Consider the following 17,314-nt stretch of genomic DNA (forward strand, 5'->3'; position numbering starts at 1 on the left):
TTAGTAAGTCCGAATCTTCGGTTCAAACGTCGGTACCGTCTTCGGCGAGAAGTTCACGGCACGCTTGGTCACGCGCTTGTCACCCGGGAAGTACAGGGTGTGGCACAACCAGTTCTCGTCGTCACGGTCTTCAAAGTCTTCACGGGCGTGTGCACCACGGGATTCCTTGCGAACCTCGGCGGCGATCGCCGTCGCTTCAGCCACTTCCAGCAGGTTCTGCAGCTCAAGGGCTTCGATACGAGCGGTGTTGAACGCCTGGCTCTTATCGTTGATCTTGACGTTGGCGATGCGCTTGCGCAGGTCGGCCAGTTGGGCGATACCCTTCTGCATGTATTCGCCGGTACGGAATACACCGAAGTAGTTCTGCATGCAGCTTTGCAGCTCGCGACGCAGGGTTGCCACGTCTTCGCCGTCAGTGCGCTCGTTCAGAGCGTTCAGGCGCGCCAGGGCAGCTTCGATGTTGGCGTCGGTGGCATCATCGTATTCGATGCCGTCGGTCAGGGCTTTTTCCAGGTGCAGGCCGGCAGCGCGGCCGAATACCACCAGGTCGAGCAGCGAGTTGCCGCCCAGGCGGTTGGCACCGTGAACCGATACGCAAGCCACTTCGCCTACCGCGAACAGACCGTGAATGATCTCGTCCACGCCGTCGGCATTCTGGGTGATCGCCTGGCCATGAATGTTGGTCGGCACGCCGCCCATCATATAGTGGCAAGTCGGGACCACCGGAACCGGAGCAACCACCGGATCGACGTGAGCAAAGGTCTTGGACAGCTCGCAGATACCTGGCAGACGGCTGTGCAGCACTTCTTCGCCCAGGTGATCGAGCTTGAGCAGCACGTGGTCGCCGTTCGGGCCACAACCGTTGCCGGCGATGATCTCTTTAACCATCGAACGGGCCACAACGTCACGACCGGCGAGGTCTTTCGCGTTCGGAGCATAACGCTCCATGAAACGCTCGCCGTGCTTGTTGATCAGGTAGCCACCTTCGCCACGGCAACCTTCGGTCACCAGTACACCGGCGCCGGCGATGCCGGTCGGGTGGAACTGCCACATTTCGATGTCCTGTACCGGCACGCCAGCACGCAGCGCCATGCCGACGCCGTCACCGGTGTTGATCAGGGCGTTGGTGGTGGAGGCATAGATACGGCCTGCACCGCCGGTCGCCAGGACCGTAGCCTTGGCGCGGATGTAGGTGGTTTCACCGGTTTCGATGCAGATGGCGATCACACCGACGAACTCGCCCTTGCCGTTCTTCACCAGATCGACAGCGTAGTACTCGTTCAGGAACGTGGTACCGGCTTTCAGGTTGCCCTGATAAAGGGTGTGCAGCAGCGCGTGACCGGTACGGTCGGACGCGGCGCAGGTACGGGCAGCCTGCCCGCCTTTACCGTAATCCTTCGACTGGCCGCCGAATGGACGCTGGTAGATACGGCCTTGCTCGGTGCGCGAGAACGGCAGACCCATGTGGTCCAGCTCGAACACCGCGGCCGGGCCTTCCTGACACATGTACTCGATAGCGTCCTGGTCACCGATGTAGTCGGAACCCTTGACGGTATCGTACATGTGCCAGCGCCAGTCATCGTTCGGATCGGCGGAGGCGATGGCGCAGGTGATGCCACCCTGGGCCGATACGGTGTGCGAACGCGTCGGGAACACCTTGGTGATCACAGCGGTCTTGTGGCCACCCTGGGCCAGCTGCAGCGCAGCGCGCATGCCGGCACCGCCGCCACCAATAATGATGGCGTCGAATGAAATAGTTGGAATGTTAGCCATGAATCAGATACCCCAAAGAATCTGCACACCCCAGACGAAGTAAGCGAACATCGCAATGCCGCATACTGCCTGGAAGAGGAAACGGACTGCGGTCGCGGACTTGCCCAGCGCCATTGGCGTCAGGTAATCGGTCGCGATGGTCCACATGCCGACCCAGGCGTGAGCGCCCAGGGCTACAAGGGCCAGCAGGCTGAAGATTCGCATCGCATTGTGGGCGAACAGGCCGTGCCATTGCTCATAGCCGATGCCCGGGTTTGCGACGAGGTATCCGATCAGGAAAATGAAATAAGCCGCGAGAACGACCGCAGACACACGCTGTGCCATCCAGTCATAGAGGCCCGAACGCGACAGATTCGTTACGCTGGTTACCATATCCAAACTCCTGCCAGAACGATCAGCACCACGGAAATGGCGATGATGATTTTCGAGCCCAGGCGGCCGCCTTCCAGCGTCTCACCGATGCCCATGTCCATGATCAAGTGGCGCACACCGGCTACCAGGTGATACAGCAGAGCGGACAGGAGGCCCCATGCTACGAACTTGGCCAGTGGGCTGGTCAAGCATGCCTTCACCTCGGCGTAACCTTCCTCGGAACCCAGGGATTTGCTCAATGCGTAAAGCATGATGCCCAGGCCCAGGAACAGGATGATGCCGGAAACACGGTGCAGGAACGACGTAACGCCGGTGATGGGGAGTTTGATGGTCCTTAGGTCTAGGTTTACAGGTCGTTGGCTATTCACGGCTTTTTTTCACACTGAAGAGCCCCTAACAATCAGGGCAAAGTTGTTGGGGAGTGCGACTGGTCAGGTAAGCACCACCCAGGGAGTGCGACCCCCAATGAAAGCAAGCCCAAAAGCCCTTGGCGGTCGGTGGCCGAGTATAGACAGTTAGGTTACTAATGACAACGCGCACACCTCACCCTAATAGCTGATTGCGCTGGCGGGATAAAAGGCGTAAATGGCAGGCAATTTCGACGAAAAAGTACGGTTAAAGCCTTCTGGAGCAAGACTTTAGGCAAATTGACATCTGAATTTATCTCACTATAGTGGTGCGGGCCCTGCGTGGGGGGTCTGTCTGATGATTTGAAGCATAAATAGGAGGCCACATGGCTGACAAAAAAGCGCAGTTGATCATCGAGGGCGCAGCCCCCGTCGAGCTGCCCATTTTAACCGGCACCGTTGGTCCCGATGTTATCGACGTACGGGGCCTGACGGCCACGGGCCGTTTCACTTTCGACCCAGGCTTCATGTCGACCGCCTCTTGCGAGTCGAAGATCACCTATATCGATGGCGACAATGGCATTCTGCTTCACCGCGGCTACCCGATCGAGCAACTCGCCGAACAGTCGGACTATCTGGAAACCTGCTACCTGCTGCTAAATGGCGAATTGCCAACAGCCGAGCAGAAAGCCCAGTTCGTCAGCACCGTGAAGAACCACACCATGGTTCACGAGCAGTTGAAGACCTTCTTCAACGGCTTCCGTCGCGACGCCCACCCGATGGCCGTCATGTGCGGTGTGGTCGGCGCCCTGTCGGCCTTCTATCACGACTCCCTGGACATCAATAACCCGCAGCATCGCGAAATTTCCGCGATCCGCCTGGTTGCCAAGATGCCGACCCTGGCCGCAATGGTTTACAAGTACTCCATGGGCCAACCCATGATGTACCCGCGCAACGACCTGACGTACGCGGAAAACTTCCTGCACATGATGTTCAACACGCCGTGCGAGATCAAACCGATCAGCCCGGTGCTGGCCAAGGCCATGGATCGGATCTTCATCCTCCACGCCGACCACGAGCAGAACGCCTCCACCTCTACCGTACGCCTGGCCGGCTCTTCGGGTGCCAACCCGTTCGCCTGTATCGCCGCCGGCATTGCCGCACTGTGGGGCCCTGCCCACGGCGGTGCGAACGAAGCCGTATTGACCATGCTCGATGAAATCGGCGATGTGTCCAACATCGACAAGTTCATCGCCAAGGCCAAGGACAAGAACGACCCGTTCAAGTTGATGGGCTTCGGTCACCGGGTCTACAAGAACCGCGACCCGCGCGCCACCGTCATGAAGCAGACCTGCGACGAAGTGTTGAAGGAACTGGGCATCAAGAACGATCCGCAACTCGAACTGGCCATGCGCCTGGAAGAGATCGCCCTGACCGACCCTTACTTCATCGAACGCTCGCTGTACCCGAACGTCGACTTCTACTCGGGGATCATCCTCAAGGCGATCGGCATTCCAACCAGCATGTTCACCGTGATCTTCGCCCTGGCGCGGACCGTGGGCTGGATCTCCCACTGGAAGGAAATGCTCTCGAGCCCGTACAAGATTGGCCGTCCGCGCCAGTTGTACACCGGCTACGAGTCGCGTGATATCACCAAGCTGGAAGATCGCAAGTAAGCATTTAGCTGCAAGCTGTGTTGAGAACGGCCTCCCTTAGTGGAGGCCGTTTTTATTTGTGTTGCCTGAGCTGGCCTCATCGGGGCAAGCCCCCTCCCACACTGGATTGGGTTCACACATCTGAACGTGTGAATACAGTCAAATGTGGGAGGGGGCTTGCCCCCGATGGGGCCAGACCAGGCACCACAAATCTGCAGACAAAAAAATACCCCGGCCTTTCAACCGGGGCATTTCCTTATCCCTCTAAAAGCTTAGTGGTTAACCGCCCCACTCGCCCCCAGGCCCGTCTGCGAACGCACAAACTGCGGGAAGTACAGCGCACGCTCTTTCTCTGCCGCCGCCGACTTGTCGGTGATGGAGAAGAACCAGATGCCCACGAACGCAATGATCATCGAAAACAGCGCCGGGTACTCGTACGGGAAGATGGCTTTTTCATGGTGCAGGATCGAGACCCAGATGGTCGGACCCAAAATCATCAGGCCCACGGCGCTGATCAGGCCCAGCCAGCCACCAATCATGGCGCCACGGGTGGTGAGGTTTTTCCAGTACATGGAAAGCAGCAGCACCGGGAAGTTACAGCTGGCGGCAATCGAGAACGCCAGGCCGACCATGAACGCAATGTTCTGGCTTTCGAACAGGATCCCCAGGCCGATAGCCAGCACCGCCAGGGCGATGGTGGTGATCTTCGACACGCGAATCTCGTCCTTCTCGTTGGCCTTGCCTTTCTTGATCACGCTGGCGTACAGGTCGTGGGACACCGCCGATGCACCCGCGAGCGTCAAGCCGGCAACCACCGCAAGGATGGTGGCGAAGGCCACTGCCGAGATGAAGCCCAGGAAGATACTGCCGCCCACCGCGTTGGCCAGGTGCACTGCCGCCATGTTGTTGCCGCCGAGCAAGGCGCCGGCCGCGTCCTTGAACGCCGGGTTGGTGCTGACCAGCAGGATCGCACCGAAGCCGATGATGAAGGTCAGGATATAGAAGTAGCCGATGAAGCCTGTGGCATACAACACGCTCTTACGCGCTTCCTTGGCATCGCTCACTGTGAAGAAGCGCATCAGAATGTGCGGCAGGCCAGCGGTACCGAACATCAGGGCCAGGCCCAGGGAGAACGCCGAGATCGGATCTTTCACCAGGCCGCCGGGGCTCATGATCGCTTCACCTTTGGGGTGAACCTTGATCGCCTCGGAGAACAGCATGTTGAAGTCGAAGTTGACGTGCTTCATGACCATCAGCGCCATGAACGAGGCACCGGACAGCAGCAGCACCGCCTTGATGATCTGCACCCAGGTGGTCGCCAGCATGCCGCCGAACAGCACGTACAGGCACATCAGGATACCCACCAGGATCACCGCCACATGGTAATCGAGGCCGAACAGCAGCTGGATCAACTTGCCCGCGCCGACCATCTGCGCGATCAGGTAGAACGCCACCACCACCAGCGAACCACAGGCCGACAGGCTGCGGATCTGGGTTTGCCCCAGGCGATAGGACGCCACGTCGGCAAAGGTGTACTTGCCCAGGTTGCGCAGGCGCTCGGCGATCAGGAACAGAATGATCGGCCAGCCCACCAGGAAGCCGATCGAGTAGATCAGGCCGTCATAACCGGAGGTGAACACCAGCGCGGAAATCCCCAGGAAGGACGCGGCCGACATATAGTCGCCGGCAATCGCCAGGCCGTTCTGGAAACCGGTGATCTTGCCGCCGGCCGCATAGTAGTCGGCCGCCGAATTGTTACGTTTGGAAGCCCAGTAGGTGATGCACAACGTCGCGCCGACAAAGGCCACGAACATCAGGATCGCTGCAATATTCAGCGGTTGCTTGTGCACTTCACCGGTCAATGCATCTGCCGCCCAAACGGCGGGCGCAAAGACTGAAGCGCCGAACACGGCCAATAGACGACGGATCATTGCGCAGCCTCCTTGAGAATCGCATTGTTCAGGTCGTCGAATTCGCCGTTGGCGCGTCGTACATAGATGCCGGTGAGGATGAAGGCCGAGACAATCAGCCCGACCCCGATAGGGATGCCCCAGGTGATCGATGAACCAGGGCTGAGCTTGGCCCCCAGCACTTGCGGCCCGTAGGCGATCAACAGGATGAATCCGGAGTAAAGCCCTAGCATGATCGCCGAGAGAATCCAGGCGAACCTTTCCCTTTTCCTGACCAGCTCCTTGAAACGCGGGCTGTTTTGAATCGAGAGGTAAATGCTGTCGTTCATTGTTTTTATCCTCGCAGCACAGCTTTTTTATTATTGGAACGTATCCACTGTATGCGGCTGTGGAAAGGGTTCCAGACGACCTTAGTAGTAGATCGAGTGTAGCGAGGGTTTGCTGGGACGCAGAAAAACTTGAGGCCGAATAAAAGCAATGTGGGAGGGGGCTTGCCCCGATGGCGAGTGTTCAGTCAGAGCATCGTTGACTAACACACCGCTATCGGGGGCAAGCCCCCTCCCACAGGGCTACAGCATTGGCTTTTAGTCAGCAGTCCACTCGGCTACGCGCTCAGGGTGCTTGGCCACCCAATCCTTGGCCGCCGCATCGGGCTTGGCGCCTTCTTGAATGGCCAGCATGACTTCGCCGATCTCATCCTTGGAGGCCCACTGGAATTTCTTCAGGAAGGCCGCAACTTCCGGTGCTTTCTTCTCCAGGCCCTTGCTGCCGATGCTGTTGACGGTTTCAGCAGCACCATAAATCCCTTTTGGATCATCCAGGAAACGCAGCTTCCACTTGGCGAACATCCAGTGCGGCACCCAACCGGTGACCGCGATGGAATCCTGCTTGTCTTCGGCGCGGGTCAGTTCGGCGATCATTGCGGCGCCCGAGCTGGCTTGCAGTTTATAGTCGAGCCCGTATTGCTTGATGGCCTCGTCGGTCTTGAGCATCACGCCTGAACCGGCGTCGATACCGACGATCTTGTTTTTGAAGGTGGTGTCGGTCTTGAGGTCTTCGATGGACTTGGCCTTGACGTACTCCGGCACGATCAAGCCAATTTTTGCATCCTTGAAGTTGGGGCCGTAGTCGACCACCTTGTCCTTGTTCTTGGTCCAGTAGTCACCGTGGGTCACCGGCAGCCAGGCGGACAGCATGGCGTCGAGCTTGCCGGTGGCCACACCCTGCCACATGATCCCGGTGGCGACCGCTTGCAGCTTCACATCGTAGCCGAGCTTTTGCTTGATCACTTCTGCCGCCACGTGGGTGGTGGCCACGCTGTCGGACCAGCCATCCACATAGCCGATGCTCAGGGTTTTGCTGTCGGCACTGGCCAGTGTGGAGCCCATCGCAACTACCAGCGTGGCAGCTGCGCCCAAGAGTCGTCGCATCTTCATAGTACTTCCCCGAAAGTGCTGCGCCCGACGAATGCCGAGCGACGTCAACCTGTTGTTATACGGTGCACCGCGCCCCCTTCACGCGCATCGAGCCGGTTGCTGAGGCATCAGTGGAGTACTGACAGTTTTATCATCAACCTGCGTAGGCCTTTGCCCTGCTCTGTCAGCGACCTTGGTTGAGCAGGAAACGACATCACATAGCCAGCAGGACGTTTTGTAGGAGTTATCGTCAGAATCACGCCCGAAGTTTGCATGTCAAAATTATGCAGCCGCACTGGCACAGGCCAAATCCGGGTAAGATGCGCGCCTTTGCTCTCCCAGATAAGCCGACCATGCCCGCGACTGCCCGCTTCCCCGTCCTGCCCTATTTTCTTGCGTTGATCCTGGGTGTGCTCGCCCTTGTCGGCTACTGGTATGGCCTCGGCCGGCCCGTGGTGCTGCCGGATGTGGCGAGCGCCAGCCACAAGCTGCAATGTGCGTCCTATACGCCCTTCGACAAGGACCAATCGCCGTTCGACCAGCCGTTCAAGCTGCGTCCCGAGCGCATGGACGCCGACCTGGCCCTGCTGGCCACACGCTTTGAATGCATTCGCACGTACTCCATGACCGGCCTCGAAGCCTTGCCGCAGATGGCGCGCAAGCATGGCCTGAAGGTGATGGCCGGAGCCTGGGTGAGCAGCGACCCGGTGGCGACTCAAAAGGAAATCGACGAGTTGATCACGGCAGCCAATGCCAACCCGGACGTGGTGACCTCGGTCATCGTCGGCAACGAAGCGCTGTTGCGCAAGGAAGTCACCGCCAGGCAACTGGTGACGCTGATCCAGGCCGTCAAACGCCAGATCAGGCAGCCGGTCACCTACGCCGATGTCTGGGAATTCTGGCTGCAGCACCCGGAGATCGCTCCGGCGGTGGACTTCCTGACCATCCACCTGCTGCCGTACTGGGAAGATGAGCCGTCCGGCATCGACCAGGCGCTCAAGCACGTAGGCGATGTACGCCAGACCTTCGGACACAAGTTCGCGCCCAAGGACATCCTGATTGGCGAAACCGGCTGGCCCAGTGAAGGACGTCAGCGCGAAACCGCCGTGCCGAGCCGGGTCAATGAAGCCAGGTTCATGCGCGGCTTTGTCGCCATGGCCGAAGCCAATGGCTGGCGCTACAACCTGATTGAAGCCTTTGACCAGCCGTGGAAGCGCGCCAGTGAAGGTGCCGTGGGCGGTTATTGGGGGCTGTTCGATGCAGACCGCCAGGACAAAGGCATCCTCGCAGGGCCGGTGACCAATGTGCCGTACTGGCCGCTATGGCTGGGAGTGGGCGGGATCATCCTGTTGGGTACCTTGGTGCTGGGCGGACGGGTCCATACGACCCGCGCGGCTCTTGCACTGCCATTGCTCGGCGCGATCGCGGCGTGCTCCATCGGCACCTGGGCCGAACTGACCCGCGTGACTGCACGCTTTAATGATGAGTGGGTGTGGGCCGGCTTGCTGGTGGGGTTGAACCTGCTGGTACTGGCCCACGCTGCCCTGGCGCTCGGCGTCCGTGATGGGTGGCGTGAGCGAGCGTTCAACTGGCTGGAGCAACGGGCGGGCTGGCTGGTGGCGATTGCCGGGTTTGCCGGCGCGGTGATGATGCTCGCATTGGTGTTTGACCCGCGCTATCGCAGCTTTCCGAGCGCGGCACTGGTACTGCCGGCCCTGGTGTACCTGGTGCGTCCGGTGACCGGACCGCGTCGGGAAATTGCGCTGCTGGCCTTCATCATCGGTGCCGGCATTGCGCCGCAGTTGTACCGTGAGGGATTGTTGAATCAGCAGGCTTGGGGATGGGCGGTGGTGAGCGTGCTTATGGTTGTGGCTTTGTGGCGTTGCCTGCGGGTGCGCAAGGCCTGACACCGCCATCGGGGGCAAGCCCCCTCCCACATTTGGAATGCGTTCCCCTGTGGGAGGGGGCTTGCCCCCGATTGGCCCTGTCAGACGGCGCGAGGCTTCCTGACCAACCGCAACCCCGCAATCACTACCGCAAACACCGCAAACGTGGTGTTGTACAACGCCAGTGCCGGCAACCCGAACACCATCGCCAAGACTGCCAAGGCCCAACCCGCACGCCCCGGCACGATAAACGCCAGTATTGACGTGGCCAGCGCCGCCCAACCCAGCACCTTGAAGTGGATCATCAACCCAAGGTTCGAACGCACCTGGCATTCCCAGCGACTGGCTTCATCAGCACAAATGCCGACCCACTGCCCGTCCTCCATGAAGCCATACCGCGCGGCATAACTGGCCGCCAACCATAACGGCAGGGCGATAAGCAGCAGGATCAATGGCAAACGACGGGACATAAGGCACTCCGATAGGCAAAAACGGCGCTCAGCTTAATCCCACAGCGGCCGTTAGCAAGGTGTCCGCGCAGATATCTGTTCATCAATGCGTGGCAAAGTGTATCTTCTGCCAGCTATTACCCCGATTCCGACGTTTATTTCCGACTTTTCGTGCCGAAGGCTGGCACTTCGGGGGCAACGCGGTGGTCATAGCCTGCGAATTTCATTCAGCACCTTTCCTCTTAGGGATTAAGTCATGCTCCGTTCCTTGCGCTGTGCTGCCTTACTGGGCAGCCTTTTTTTGAGTGCGTCAGCACTGGCCGTCGATATCGACCAGGCCAGCTATGGCTACCCTTTGACGAACCCGTTCGAAGCGACCATCGCCACCACGCCGCCCGATCTTCGGCCCACGTTGCCGACTGACGAGGAGATCAATCAATCCGATTACACCTTGAACATGCGCCCCGAGCGCGAGTTCAGCCTGCCGGACAACTTCTGGGCGGTGAAGAAACTCACCTACCGCATCGCCAAGCAGGACCGCGCCGCGCCGTTGATCTTCCTGATCGCCGGCACCGGTGCGCGCTTCGACAGCAGCATCAACGAATACCTGAAGAAACTGTATTACCAGGCCGGCTACCACGTGGTGCAGTTGTCATCGCCGACCAGCTTCGACTTCATCAGCGCCGCGTCGCGCTTCGCCACCCCGGGTATCACCCAGGAAGACGCCGAAGACATGTACCGCGTGATGCAAGCCGTGCGCGCGCAGAACGCTTCGTTGCCAGTGACCGACTTCTACCTCACCGGCTACAGCCTGGGCGCCCTGGATGCAGCTTTTGTCAGCAAGCTCGACGAAACCCGTCGCAGCTTCAACTTCAAGAAAGTGCTGCTGCTCAACCCACCGGTCAACCTCTACACGTCGATCACCAACCTCGACAAGCTGGTCCAGACCGAGGTCAAGGGCATCAACAACACCACTACCTTCTATGAGCTGGTGTTGAGCAAGCTGACCCGCTACTTCCAGCAAAAGGGCTACATCGACCTCAATGACGCCCTGCTCTACGACTTCCAGCAATCGAAGCAGCACCTGACCAACGAACAGATGGCCATGCTGATCGGCACCTCGTTCCGCTTCTCTGCCGCCGACATCGCCTTTACCTCGGACCTGATCAACCGCCGCGGCCTGATCATCCCGCCGAAATACCCGATCACCGAAGGCACCAGCCTCACGCCGTTCCTCAAGCGTGCCTTGCAATGCGACTTCGACTGCTACCTCACCGAACAGGTGATCCCGATGTGGCGCGCCCGTTCCGACGGCGGCAGTCTGCTGCAACTGGTGGACCAGGTGAGCCTGTATGCGCTCAAGGACTACCTGCACGCCAGCCCGAAAATCGCCGTGATGCACAACGCCGACGACGTGATCCTCGGCCCGGGCGACCTGGGTTTCCTGCGTAAAACCTTCGGCGATCGCTTGACCGTCTACCCGCTGGGCGGCCACTGCGGCAACCTCAATTACCGCGTCAACGCCGACGCCATGCTGGAGTTCTTCCGTGGCTAAATATCTTCTGCTGCTTGCCGCACTGATGTGCGCAGGCGTGGCCAATGCCGACAACAGCAAGGCCCACGAACCGGTCAAGGTCGATGCCGACGGGTTCAAGGAACCGTTGACCAAACTCAAGTTCAACGCAGGTCTGGACCAACGTGAATTCGAGCGCTCGTCGCTGACCGCACTCAACGTCTACGACCCGCTGGAGTCGTGGAACCGCCGTGTGTATCACTTCAACTATCGCTTCGACCAGTGGGTGTTCCTGCCGGTGGTGGACGGTTACCGCTACGTCACCCCAAGTTTCCTGCGCACCGGCGTGAGCAATTTCTTCAACAACCTGGGCGACGTGCCCAATCTGTTGAACAGCCTGCTGCAACTCAAGGGCCATCGCTCCCTGGAAACCACCGGACGCCTGCTGGTCAACACCACCATCGGCATCGCCGGCCTGTGGGACCCGGCCACCGCCATGGGCCTGCCGCGCCAGAGCGAAGACTTCGGTCAGACCCTGGGCTTCTACGGCGTACCCGGCGGGGCCTATGTGGTGCTGCCGATCTTCGGCCCGTCGAACCTGCGCGATACCACCGGATTGCTGGTGGACTACACCGCAGAATCGCAGATCAACTTCCTCAATGTGTCCGAAGTCAGCTCCAACCACCCGGAAATCTGGGCGTTGCGCGCTGTGGACAAGCGCTACCAGACCAGCTTCCGCTATGGGCAGATGAACTCGCCGTTCGAGTATGAGAAGGTGCGGTACATCTACACCGAATCGCGCAAGTTGCAGATTGCCGAGTAAACAGCGCCCCTTAGATCGTTCCCACGCGGAGCAAAGGAACGATCATCTCCTGACCACAAAAAAAGGCCATTCAATCGAATGGCCTTTTTTATGCCTGCTACTTCATGCCCTGAACGCTTTCCAAACCTTGCCGACCACGCTGACCACGGCCAACACCACAGCCCCTGCAATAATCCCCGCCACCGCGTTCAACAACGTCGGCATCAGCCACGCCAGCGCCCCGCTGTTCTGGCTGACGGTTTCGATCCAGTGATGCACCACCGGCACGCCATGGGTGAGAATACCGCCGCCGACCATGAACATCGCCGCCGTGCCGATCACCGACAGGCTTTTCATCATATAAGGCGCGGCACTCAGGATGGCGCCGCCAATACTGCGCGCCACTTGCCCCGGTTTCTGTGTCAGCCACAACCCCAAGTCATCGAGTTTGACGATACCCGCCACCAGCCCGTAAACGCCTGCGGTCATGACAATGGCGATGCCCGACAGCACGATCACCTGCTGCGTCAACGCCGCATCGGCCACGATACCGAGGGTGATGGCGATGATTTCAGCCGACAGAATGAAGTCGGTGCGGATCGCGCCTTTGATCTTGTCCTTTTCGAAGGCCACCAGGTCAGTCGCCGGGTCGGCCACCGCTTCGCTCAACTGCGCGTGTTCGGCCTGGTCTTGCGCCTTGCTGTGCAGAAATTTGTGCGCGAGTTTTTCGAACCCTTCGAAACACAGGTAGGCGCCGCCCAGCATCAACAGTGGCGTCACCGCCCAAGGGGCAAAAGCGCTGATCAACAGTGCGGTCGGCACCAGGATCAACTTGTTGACGAACGAGCCCTTGGCCACCGCCCACACCACGGGAATTTCCCGCTCGGCGCGCACGCCGGAGACTTGCTGGGCATTGAGCGCCAGGTCATCGCCGAGCACACCCGAGGTCTTCTTCGCCGCCATTTTTGTCATCAGTGCAACGTCATCGAGTACCGCGGCGATATCGTCGAGCAAAACCAACAAGCTGCTTCCTGCCATGAATCGGGTATCCGTTAAGTGATAGATGAGGCGAGCATAGCGCGGCGCAGTGCTTAGCGGGCACATTGTTGAGGCGCGCGGATGGCCGGTGCTACCATGCGCAACCGCCTGTCATGGCAAGGAAACCTCTGGTTTATGAGCAGCATTCGCGAGCGCAACAAAGAAAAAATCCTGCGGGCGGCAAGCGAGGAGTTTGCCGACAAGGGCTTCGCCGCGACCAAAACCAGCGACATCGCCGCCAAGGCCGGGCTGCCCAAGCCCAACGTCTACTATTACTTCAAGTCCAAGGACAACCTCTACCGCGAGGTGCTTGAGAGCATTATCGAGCCGATCCTGGCTGCCTCCACGCCCTTCAACGCCGATGGCGATCCCAAGGAAGTACTGAGCAACTACATCCGCTCCAAGATCCGCATATCCCGGGACCTGCCGTTTGCTTCCAAGGTGTTCGCCAGTGAAATCATGCACGGCGCGCCGCACCTGAGCGCCGAGCAGGTCGAACAGCTCAATGCCCAGGCCAGGCACAATATCGACTGCATCCAGGACTGGGTGGAGCGCGGCCTGATCGCGAAGATCGAGCCTAATCACCTCATGTTCAGCATCTGGGCGGCGACCCAGACCTATGCGGATTTCGACTGGCAGATCTCTGCGGTGACGGGAAAGGCCAAGTTGGATGAGGCCGATTATGAGGCGGCGGCGCAGACGATCATTCGGTTGGTGCTCAAGGGGTGTGAGCCGGACTGACGCACTGAGGTGCCTGTGCCAATCGGGGGCAAGCCCCCTCCCACACTTCACCGATGTTCACTTTGAGAATGCGGTCAACTGTGGGAAGGGGCTTGCCCCCGATGAGGCCCTGACAGTCACTCAGTACTTTAAGCCGACACCCCCGCATCCGCCCTCAACCCCACCCCCTCGATCGCCGTGATCGCACACTGTTCGTCAATATCCGACGTGTCCCCACTGATCCCGATCGCCCCCAGCACCACGCCATCCTGATTTCGAATCAACACCCCGCCCGCCGCCGGCACCACACTGCCCTGCCCCAGGCTGTTCAGCGCTGCGATAAACGCCGGCCGCTGTTGCGCATCGAGCGCCAGCAGGCGTGAGCCTTTGCCCAGTGCAATCGCGCCCCAGGCTTTGCCGATCGCGATCTGCGGGCGCAGCAGGCTCGCGCCGTCTTCGCGCTGCAGGGCGACCAGGTGCCCGCCACTGTCGAGCACTGCAATGGCCAGCGGCGCGGCGGCAATGGTGCGGCCCGCAGCGAGGGCCTGGCTGGCCAGTTGGGTGGCAATCTTCAAGGTTAAAGCGCTCATGGTGCCGTCCTTCTTGTTATTGGGAATACGTTGGAGCGTCTGTTTGATCAGATGCCGCATCGAACAAATAGAACACAATGATATTTGTTTTTGTATACAATATTTTCAAACAAACCTTCCATACGTCGAAAAAAGCGATTCGGACGAACGAAAAAGTCAGCTTATGAAATGCATTGACCTACGCCGCTCGCCGTGAATACACTTTGCCCTGACACCACTTGTATACAATTACAAAACGCAAGAGGCACCAAAACCATGAGCAAAATGAGAGCAATCGAAGCCGCCGTCCTGGTGATGCGCCGTGAAGGGGTGGACACCGCCTTCGGTATCCCAGGCGCCGCGATCAACCCGCTGTATTCGGCCTTGCAGAAGGTGGGTGGCATCGATCACGTCCTTGCTCGCCACGTTGAAGGCGCCTCACACATGGCCGAGGGCTACACCCGCACCAAGGCCGGCAATATTGGCGTGTGCATCGGCACCTCGGGCCCGGCGGGCACTGACATGGTCACCGGCCTTTACAGCGCCTCGGCCGATTCGATCCCGATCCTGTGCATCACCGGGCAAGCGCCGCGTGCCCGGATGCACAAGGAAGACTTCCAGGCGGTGGACATCACCAGCATCGTCAAGCCGGTGACCAAGTGGGCGACCACGGTCCTGGAGCCCGGCCAAGTGCCCTACGCGTTTCAAAAAGCGTTTTATGAGATGCGCTCCGGCCGCCCTGGCCCGGTATTGATCGACTTGCCGTTCGACGTACAGATGGCCGAGATCGAGTTCGACATCGACGCCTACCAGCCGCTGCCCCTGGCCAAGCCACTGGCGACACGCATCCAGGTGGAAAAGGCCCTGGCCCTGCTCGACCAGGCAGAGCGCCCCTTGCTGGTCAGCGGCGGCGGGGTCATCAACGCTGATGCCAGCGAGTTGCTGGTGGAATTCGCCGAGCTGACGGGTATCCCGGTGATCCCGACCTTGATGGGCTGGGGCACCATCCCCGACGATCACCCGCTGATGGTGGGCATGGTCGGCCTGCAGACGTCCCACCGTTATGGCAACGCGACCATGCTCAAGTCGGACGTGGTGCTGGGTATCGGTAACCGCTGGGCCAACCGCCACACCGGTTCGGTGGAGGTGTACACCGAAGGCCGCACATTCATTCACGTCGACATCGAACCCACGCAGATCGGGCGCGTGTTCACCCCGGACCTGGGCATCGTGTCCGACGCCGGTTCCGCGCTGACGATGTTCATTGAAGTGGCCCGCGAGTGGAAAGCCGCCGGCAAGCTCAAGGACCGCAGCGCCTGGCTGCACGACTGCCAGCAGCGCAAGGCCACCCTGCATCGCAAGACCCACTTCGACAACGTACCGGTCAAGCCGCAACGGGTGTACGAAGAGATGAACCAGGTGTTCGGCAAAGACACCTGCTACGTCAGCACCATCGGCCTGTCGCAGATTGCCGGCGCGCAGTTCCTGCATGTGTACAAGCCACGCCACTGGATCAACTGCGGCCAGGCGGGCCCCCTGGGCTGGACCATTCCGGCGGCGCTCGGCGTGGTCAAGGCCGACCCGAGCCGCAAAGTCGTGGCGTTGTCCGGCGACTATGATTTCCAGTTCATGATCGAAGAGCTGGCAGTCGGCGCGCAGTTCAAGCTGCCGTATATCCACGTGGTGGTGAACAACTCCTACCTGGGTTTGATCCGCCAGGCGCAACGCGGCTTTGAAATGGACTACTGCGTGCAGTTGTCTTTCGACAACCTCAACGCACCGGAACTCAACGGTTATGGCGTCGACCATGTGGCCGTCGCCGAGGGCCTGGGTTGCAAGGCGTTGCGTGTGTTCGAGCCGAGCCAGATCCAGCCGGCGCTGCGCCGCGCCCAGCAAATGATCGAAGAATTCAAGGTGCCGGTGATCGTTGAGATTATTCTGGAACGGGTGACCAATATTTCCATGGGCACCGAGATCAACGCCGTCAACGAATTCGAAGACCTGGCCCTGGTCGGCAACGACGCACCGACCGCCATTTCCCTGCTCGATTAAGGAGAACCCTATGCCGCGCTTTGCCGCCAACCTGTCCATGCTGTTTACCGAACAGGATTTCCTTGCCCGCTTCAAAGCGGCCGCCGATGCGGGCTTCGAAGGTGTGGAATACCTGTTCCCGTATGAATTCAGTTCAGCCGACATCAAGGCGCAGCTCGACGCCAACGGTCTGACCCAGGTGCTGTTCAACCTGCCGGCCGGGGACTGGGCCAAAGGCGAGCGCGGCCTGGCCTGCCACCCCGACCGGGTCGAGGAGTTTCGCGCCGGGGTCAAGCTGGCCATCGCCTACGCCCAGGTGCTGGGCAATACCCAGGTCAACTGCCTGGCGGGTATCCGGCCGCAAGGCGTGGATGACGAAACCGTGGAAAAGACCTTCGTCGCCAACCTCAAGTACGCCGCCGACACGTTGCAGGCGGCGGGCATCAGGCTGGTGATGGAGATGATCAACACCCGCGACATCCAAGGCTTCTACCTGAACAACACCGCCCAGGCCCTGTCGATTCGCGAGCAGGTGGGCAGTGACAACCTGTTCCTGCAATACGACATCTATCACATGCAAATCATGGAAGGCGACTTGGCGCGGACCATGGCGACGCACCTGGGGGTCATCAACCATATCCAGCTGGCAGATAACCCGGGGCGTAACGAGCCGGGAACGGGGGAGATCAATTACCGGTTCCTGTTCGAGCATTTGGACCGCATCGGGTACGCGGGTTGGGTTGGCTGTGAATACAAGCCGTTGACCACCACCGAAGCGGGTTTGGGTTGGCTCAAAACCCATAACGCCATCTAACAGACACAACACAAAAAATG

The 17,314-nt window shown here is 59.8% G+C and carries 16 protein-coding genes; 7 read left to right on the forward strand and 9 right to left on the reverse strand.

All coding sequences use genetic code 11. The features are described 5' to 3' along the window. The 3 genes from sdhA to sdhC are packed head-to-tail and all read right to left on the reverse strand — an operon-like array spanning position 1 to position 2,513. Complete coding sequence (gene sdhA, locus BFQ04_RS00715) at positions 1-1,773, reverse strand: succinate dehydrogenase flavoprotein subunit (RefSeq protein WP_065949130.1); 1,773 nt, start codon at positions 1,771-1,773, stop codon at positions 1-3. 3 nt (positions 1,774-1,776) lie between these two features. Beyond that, positions 1,777-2,145, reverse strand: coding sequence for a succinate dehydrogenase, hydrophobic membrane anchor protein (gene sdhD / locus BFQ04_RS00720; RefSeq protein WP_003233245.1), 369 nt, complete (start codon positions 2,143-2,145; stop codon positions 1,777-1,779). After that, entirely contained in the window at positions 2,139-2,513 is a 375-nt protein-coding gene (gene sdhC / locus BFQ04_RS00725; RefSeq protein ID WP_003172804.1) for a succinate dehydrogenase, cytochrome b556 subunit, read from the reverse strand. The genes sdhD and sdhC overlap by 7 nt, the downstream gene beginning before the upstream one ends. Before the next feature lie 365 nt (positions 2,514-2,878). Here sdhC and gltA point away from each other — a divergent pair, with 365 nt between their 5' ends. Further along, the gene (gene gltA, locus BFQ04_RS00730) at positions 2,879-4,168 is read left to right on the forward strand and encodes a citrate synthase (protein ID WP_012723087.1); all 1,290 of its coding nucleotides are present in this window, start codon (positions 2,879-2,881) and stop codon (positions 4,166-4,168) included. Between the two features lie 251 nt (positions 4,169-4,419). Here gltA and BFQ04_RS00735 read toward each other — a convergent pair whose 3' ends face one another. From BFQ04_RS00735 to BFQ04_RS00745, 3 genes are all read right to left on the reverse strand, one after another. Next, positions 4,420-6,078, reverse strand: a complete 1,659-nt coding sequence (locus BFQ04_RS00735) for a cation acetate symporter (RefSeq protein WP_065949131.1) — start codon at positions 6,076-6,078, stop codon at positions 4,420-4,422. After that, positions 6,075-6,386: a DUF485 domain-containing protein gene (locus tag BFQ04_RS00740; RefSeq protein WP_057014105.1), complete on the reverse strand. Its 312-nt coding sequence runs from the start codon at positions 6,384-6,386 to the stop codon at positions 6,075-6,077. Before BFQ04_RS00740 ends, BFQ04_RS00735 begins: the two co-directional genes overlap by 4 nt. Positions 6,387-6,641: 255 nt before the next feature. Then, complete coding sequence (locus tag BFQ04_RS00745; RefSeq protein ID WP_065949132.1) at positions 6,642-7,493, reverse strand: glycine betaine ABC transporter substrate-binding protein; 852 nt, start codon at positions 7,491-7,493, stop codon at positions 6,642-6,644. A 332-nt stretch (positions 7,494-7,825) separates the two neighbouring features. On the opposite strand from BFQ04_RS00745, the gene BFQ04_RS00750 reads away from it, so the two are divergent. Beyond that, positions 7,826-9,379, forward strand: a complete 1,554-nt coding sequence (locus BFQ04_RS00750; protein ID WP_065949133.1) for a glycoside hydrolase family 17 protein — start codon at positions 7,826-7,828, stop codon at positions 9,377-9,379. Positions 9,380-9,459: 80 nt separating this feature from the next. On the opposite strand, the gene BFQ04_RS00755 is transcribed toward BFQ04_RS00750, so the two are convergent. Next, on the reverse strand, positions 9,460-9,828 hold the full coding sequence (locus tag BFQ04_RS00755; protein ID WP_065949134.1) for a hypothetical protein: 369 nt from the start codon (positions 9,826-9,828) through the stop codon (positions 9,460-9,462). A 235-nt stretch (positions 9,829-10,063) separates the two neighbouring features. On the opposite strand from BFQ04_RS00755, the gene BFQ04_RS00760 reads away from it, so the two are divergent. Together BFQ04_RS00760 and BFQ04_RS00765 are read left to right on the forward strand one after the other, a co-directional pair. Beyond that, positions 10,064-11,362, forward strand: a complete 1,299-nt coding sequence (locus BFQ04_RS00760; protein WP_065949135.1) for a serine/threonine protein kinase — start codon at positions 10,064-10,066, stop codon at positions 11,360-11,362. Further along, positions 11,355-12,143: an MlaA family lipoprotein gene (locus BFQ04_RS00765; RefSeq protein WP_057722699.1), complete on the forward strand. Its 789-nt coding sequence runs from the start codon at positions 11,355-11,357 to the stop codon at positions 12,141-12,143. The genes BFQ04_RS00760 and BFQ04_RS00765 overlap by 8 nt, the downstream gene beginning before the upstream one ends. A 102-nt stretch (positions 12,144-12,245) precedes the next feature. On the opposite strand, the gene BFQ04_RS00770 is transcribed toward BFQ04_RS00765, so the two are convergent. Further along, a complete protein-coding gene (locus BFQ04_RS00770) occupies positions 12,246-13,160 on the reverse strand; it encodes a DUF808 domain-containing protein (protein ID WP_065949136.1) in 915 nt (304 codons plus the stop codon). Between the two features lie 135 nt (positions 13,161-13,295). On the opposite strand from BFQ04_RS00770, the gene BFQ04_RS00775 reads away from it, so the two are divergent. Then, the gene (locus BFQ04_RS00775) at positions 13,296-13,901 is read left to right on the forward strand and encodes a TetR/AcrR family transcriptional regulator (RefSeq protein WP_065949212.1); all 606 of its coding nucleotides are present in this window, start codon (positions 13,296-13,298) and stop codon (positions 13,899-13,901) included. Between the two features lie 128 nt (positions 13,902-14,029). On the opposite strand, the gene BFQ04_RS00780 is transcribed toward BFQ04_RS00775, so the two are convergent. Then, on the reverse strand, positions 14,030-14,470 hold the full coding sequence (locus BFQ04_RS00780; RefSeq protein ID WP_065949213.1) for a GlcG/HbpS family heme-binding protein: 441 nt from the start codon (positions 14,468-14,470) through the stop codon (positions 14,030-14,032). A gap of 255 nt (positions 14,471-14,725) precedes the next feature. Here BFQ04_RS00780 and gcl point away from each other — a divergent pair, with 255 nt between their 5' ends. Beyond that, the gene (gcl, locus tag BFQ04_RS00785; RefSeq protein ID WP_065949137.1) at positions 14,726-16,501 is read left to right on the forward strand and encodes a glyoxylate carboligase; all 1,776 of its coding nucleotides are present in this window, start codon (positions 14,726-14,728) and stop codon (positions 16,499-16,501) included. A gap of 10 nt (positions 16,502-16,511) precedes the next feature. Next, the gene (gene hyi / locus BFQ04_RS00790; protein ID WP_065949138.1) at positions 16,512-17,294 is read left to right on the forward strand and encodes a hydroxypyruvate isomerase; all 783 of its coding nucleotides are present in this window, start codon (positions 16,512-16,514) and stop codon (positions 17,292-17,294) included. Positions 17,295-17,314: the final 20 nt, after the last annotated feature.

The organism is Pseudomonas sp. 37 R 15, assembly GCF_900004865.1.
GTDB classification, from domain to species: Bacteria; Pseudomonadota; Gammaproteobacteria; order Pseudomonadales; family Pseudomonadaceae; genus Aquipseudomonas; species Aquipseudomonas fluorescens_AM.

Coding starts and splice junctions, on each gene's coding strand:
- sdhA (WP_065949130.1), bottom strand. CDS start 1,773: ATGGCTAACATTCCAACTATTTCATTCGACGCCATCATTATTGGTGGC.
- sdhD (WP_003233245.1), bottom strand. CDS start 2,145: ATGGTAACCAGCGTAACGAATCTGTCGCGTTCGGGCCTCTATGACTGG.
- gltA (WP_012723087.1), top strand. CDS start 2,879: ATGGCTGACAAAAAAGCGCAGTTGATCATCGAGGGCGCAGCCCCCGTC.
- BFQ04_RS00735 (WP_065949131.1), bottom strand. CDS start 6,078: ATGATCCGTCGTCTATTGGCCGTGTTCGGCGCTTCAGTCTTTGCGCCC.
- BFQ04_RS00740 (WP_057014105.1), bottom strand. CDS start 6,386: ATGAACGACAGCATTTACCTCTCGATTCAAAACAGCCCGCGTTTCAAG.
- BFQ04_RS00745 (WP_065949132.1), bottom strand. CDS start 7,493: ATGAAGATGCGACGACTCTTGGGCGCAGCTGCCACGCTGGTAGTTGCG.
- BFQ04_RS00750 (WP_065949133.1), top strand. CDS start 7,826: ATGCCCGCGACTGCCCGCTTCCCCGTCCTGCCCTATTTTCTTGCGTTG.
- BFQ04_RS00755 (WP_065949134.1), bottom strand. CDS start 9,828: ATGTCCCGTCGTTTGCCATTGATCCTGCTGCTTATCGCCCTGCCGTTA.
- BFQ04_RS00760 (WP_065949135.1), top strand. CDS start 10,064: ATGCTCCGTTCCTTGCGCTGTGCTGCCTTACTGGGCAGCCTTTTTTTG.
- BFQ04_RS00770 (WP_065949136.1), bottom strand. CDS start 13,160: ATGGCAGGAAGCAGCTTGTTGGTTTTGCTCGACGATATCGCCGCGGTA.
- BFQ04_RS00775 (WP_065949212.1), top strand. CDS start 13,296: ATGAGCAGCATTCGCGAGCGCAACAAAGAAAAAATCCTGCGGGCGGCA.
- BFQ04_RS00780 (WP_065949213.1), bottom strand. CDS start 14,470: ATGAGCGCTTTAACCTTGAAGATTGCCACCCAACTGGCCAGCCAGGCC.
- gcl (WP_065949137.1), top strand. CDS start 14,726: ATGAGCAAAATGAGAGCAATCGAAGCCGCCGTCCTGGTGATGCGCCGT.
- hyi (WP_065949138.1), top strand. CDS start 16,512: ATGCCGCGCTTTGCCGCCAACCTGTCCATGCTGTTTACCGAACAGGAT.